We start from the raw sequence: 4261 nt of genomic DNA, 5'->3' as shown, positions 1-4261 counted from the left end.
TGGCCGAATTCCTGGCGAGTTTCGACTTTATGAGGCCGCTCCTCAATGGAGCGGCCTTTTTACCATCCATTGAACAAATATAACAATTGCAAGTATTGCGAAGTCCACAATAAGTCGTAGAACTGATGCTAATGGCCACCAATGAATATAATTTCCCCAACTAATCCAATATAAGTCCAAATGGTGGATACACATAACTGCTAAGGTATGCTTACCAATAAGTTGCAGTAAGTTGGAAAACTTATAAGGCGTTATCCATTTCGATAGTAACGAAATCGCTAGTGTACCACCCAGCGCTTCAACAATTGAAATAAAAGTTAACGGATAGTGCCTAATTGACAGTTCGATGTAAACATTTAAGACAAAGCAAATAATCCAAAAAGCAATCATTGCAGAGTAAAGTGCATTTTTCTTTCTCATAATCGAATTATTGTTTATTGCCCTTCTAGCAACTGCACCGGTCCACATGAAGAACGCTGCAATTGGAACAATATCAAATGCTTGAGGTAGATAGTGGGCAAAGTTTTGACAGCAAAGCATCGAAATTCCCGAGGCAATAAACAGTACTATCCCAATATAAATGTCTGGCAAAATAATTTGTAAGGCATCAAATATAAGTTTTGCCCAGAAAAAAACAAATAGAAACCACATTACACCAACACTCATTAAACCAATAGCTGGAATATTTGATCCCCAGGAAATCCCTTTGATTATACTTTGGCAAAAGCCAGCAAAATTAAAGCCTTTTACGAAAACCAAATTCTCAATCCCCAGCAATACGACCATCAATACCGCTAACAACCAGATATGAGTAAATGTCTTCTTTGCCTTTACCCAGAATCTTTCCCAGGTATCAACGTGACGTGATGTAAAACCAGATAGGATAAAGAACAATGGCATATGAAATGAAAATATAAAAGCATGAATATGCTGACTTTGTACTTCATGTCCAATGACCATTAATATTATTGCTATCCCTTTGGCAATGTCGACCCACTCTAATCGTACTCTCTTTTCCATTTTTCTCCCCTATTACAGCTTAGCCGTCAATTTAACATCCGGATATTTCTGTTTGAACCAGTTCTCCGCAAATTGGTTTTCAAACAGGAATAGTGGCTGGTCATGAATGTCCTTAACCAAAATATTTCGTGACGAAGACATCTTCTCGTCCAGCTGTTCTGGGTTAATCCAACGAGCGGTCTTGTGGCCCATTGGTTCCATCACGACATCAGAGTTATATTCGTTCTTCATCCGGAATTTGAAAACTTCAAACTGCAGTTGACCAACAGCACCCAGAATATAATCATTCGTCGTGTAGGACCGGTACAACTGAACCGCACCTTCTTGAACCAGCTGATTAATTCCCTTATGGAAGGACTTCTGCTTCATCACGTTCTTGGCCGAAACCCGCATAAACAGTTCTGGCGTAAATTGTGGCAACTTCTCAAACTTAATATCCTTTTTACCGGTATAAATTGAGTCACCAATCTGGAAGTTTCCAGTATCATACAACCCGATGATGTCACCGGCACAGGCTTTTTCCACATTTTCCCGGGTATCGGCCATGAACTCAGTAACGTTCGAAAGCCGTAACGGCTTCTTCGTCCGCTCCAGGGTGACATCCATCCCCCGGTCAAATTCACCAGAACAGATTCTTACAAAGGCAATCCGGTCCCGGTGACGTGGATTCATGTTCGCCTGAATCTTAAATACAAAGCCAGAAAACTCAGGATCAAGCGGCTTTACAATTTCACCGTCTTCCGTCTTGTGTTCCCCTGGTGCAGGGGCAAATTGCAGGTAGTTCTCAAGGAAGGTCCGGACACCAAAGTTCGTTAAGGCAGAACCAAAGAATACCGGTGTTTGGTCCCCCTTGGCAATTTTCTCACGGTCAAGTTGGTTTCCGGCAACTTCCACAAGCTCCATTCCATCCAGAGCATCCTGCCATTCACCATCCCCAGCTAGCGGGTTATCCCCCTTGACCTTACCATCTTCATCCAACGGAAGGTAGGGATTCTCCGGATCGGCTGGGTGGGTTAGAGCAACCCGGTGATTAAAGCGGTCATAGATCCCCTTAAATTGGTGACCAGAACCAATTGGCCAGTTCATTGGGTAAGTTTCGATGCCTAATACGTCTTCAACCTCATTCAACAGGTCCAATGGATCCCGGGCATCCCGGTCAAACTTATTCATGAAAGTAAAGATGGGAATCCCCCGCATCTTACAAATTTGGAAGAGCTTCTTGGTCTGAGGTTCAATCCCCTTGGCACTATCGATTACCATGACGGCTGAGTCAACCGCCATCAGCGTCCGGTAAGTATCTTCAGAAAAGTCTTCGTGTCCAGGAGTATCAAGGATATTGATTCGCTTACCCTGGAAATCAAACTGCATAACGGAGGAAGTGACGGAAATTCCCCGCTTCTTTTCAATTTCCATCCAGTCAGACTTAGCAAAGTTACCAGTCTTCCGGGCTTTGACAGTCCCGGCTTCCCGGACAACGCCCCCGAAAAGGAGAAGCTGCTCAGTAATTGTCGTCTTACCCGCGTCTGGGTGGGAAATAATAGCGAATGTCCGCCGCTTGTTAACTGCTTCAACAAGTTGTTTTGATGCCATCAAAAATTTTCCTTTCATATTTTAAATTGCGCAATATCTTTTCTATTTTAGTATATTCGTTGTCAACTGACAATCTACTTTCCTACTCATTACGGTAAATAGCAAATTAAAAGAGGCAGTTTGTTGTAAATATTAAGTACAAACTGCCCATTTAGTATTCTTATTACTACTTACGAATAATTAATCTACGCAATTTACTATTGTCCCAATCAACATATTGGTAAACAACATGCTTGTCTGATTTAAAAAACTGGTTACCAGTCTTAAACGGCATGTTATAAATATGACTATGAATGTTATGATTACCTGCCGCATTTCTTAGTTGCCAGAATGGACCCGCACCCGCAATAATGAGGCCACCTACAAGGATAAGGGCATAATAAGTGTCTTTTTTCAAATATGACACTATATCTTTTATCACATAAAAGTTAATGATCATCAGTGCCGGAATACTTACTCTCATTACTAGATCATTAGCGGCACCAAACTTAAAGAACGGTAAAAAGAATAGTAATACACTAGCGAAATACAACAATTCGTTTTTCCGTTCATGCTTCACTAGTAATAACAGCCAAATAATCCATGCCCCTTGAAAAGTAATGAACCCAAGCTTATGATGCCAAACATCGGTAAAGCCAAAACGCATTGCTTCGTTAAGCGGTTTGGGCTGTAAAATATTGCAAGCAATATAGAGAAGCAGCACAACCATTAAGATTATCGATAAGATGTTTTCCGGATTGATTACTTCACGCCATGATAAGCTTTGCCCCCGCTTTATAAGGTCAAATATCAAAGTCATCAACATCAAGCATGCTAATCCCAAGAATACAAATGTTGAGTACAAAATGATTGGTACTAATATTACACCCCAAACCTGATAACGATATCGATTTCTCATCCATAAACTGACAGACAATGCCGTTGGAATAAACTGTGGAAAAACAAAGCGTAATAATGATATGTTAGAAGTAAATTGTATTCCTAACTCCCTACTAAACCATTCACCCATTTCTCTCATTTGCATGGCATCCCAAGGCACCCAATTGCTGTAGATGCCACTTAATGGATAGATAAAAGGAGAGAAGAATATTAATCCTAAAACAATCAGTATAAGTATCCAGCCTTTATCTTCACCAATCCAATGATATAAAGATAAAATTAGCAGACAAATTCCTAAAACTATCCAAAGTAATAGAGAAATCTGTGCCAGGTTGAATCCCCCTAATTTACCAATTAACCCAGGAATAATGTATTCACCAATATAGTAGCTTACTACACCATATTTTCCTTTAAACTGATAGTGGACAGGCCATGAACGGTTAATAAAGTCATTAAGTAGGACATTATGCTTTTGCCAGTCGTACGATTGCTGAAAATAACCACCTAGTCCAGATAAAAGTGCCCAACTAATAACAATACACAGGGTAACTATTAAGAACGGCCAATGCCTTTTAAAAAGGTTACTAATTCCATTTTTTTCCCAGGAAGAACACCTCCATATCAGGTAAACACTGATAATTGCTGCTGGAAGTCCAACGATTGGATTTAACCAACTAACTGCAAATATAAGTATTGGCAAATATAAATATAATAAGTCCTGAATTATTCATAGTTCATTAAAAGCCCGTCAGTTTTCGTATTTTTTCGAAAA

At 40.1% G+C, this 4261-nt stretch carries 3 protein-coding genes; all 3 read right to left on the bottom strand.

What is annotated here, in order from left to right; all coding sequences use genetic code 11:
- Positions 1-42: 42 nt before the first annotated feature.
- Positions 43-1020 (bottom strand): acyltransferase family protein, encoded by a 978-nt coding sequence (locus FD32_RS07050; protein ID WP_056962148.1) that lies wholly within the window; start codon positions 1018-1020, stop codon positions 43-45.
- A 12-nt stretch (positions 1021-1032) separates the two neighbouring features.
- The gene (locus tag FD32_RS07045; RefSeq protein WP_047766986.1) at positions 1033-2610 is read right to left on the bottom strand and encodes a peptide chain release factor 3; all 1578 of its coding nucleotides are present in this window, start codon (positions 2608-2610) and stop codon (positions 1033-1035) included.
- A 166-nt stretch (positions 2611-2776) separates the two neighbouring features.
- Positions 2777-4189, bottom strand: coding sequence for a hypothetical protein (locus FD32_RS07040; protein WP_047766988.1), 1413 nt, complete (start codon positions 4187-4189; stop codon positions 2777-2779).
- Between the last annotated feature and the right edge of the window lie 72 nt (positions 4190-4261).

The organism is Limosilactobacillus panis DSM 6035, from assembly GCF_001435935.1.
Taxonomy (GTDB): Bacteria; Bacillota; Bacilli; order Lactobacillales; family Lactobacillaceae; genus Limosilactobacillus; species Limosilactobacillus panis.
The sequence above is the reverse complement of the archived record's forward strand: the minus strand, read 5'-3'. Positions and strand labels throughout refer to the sequence as shown.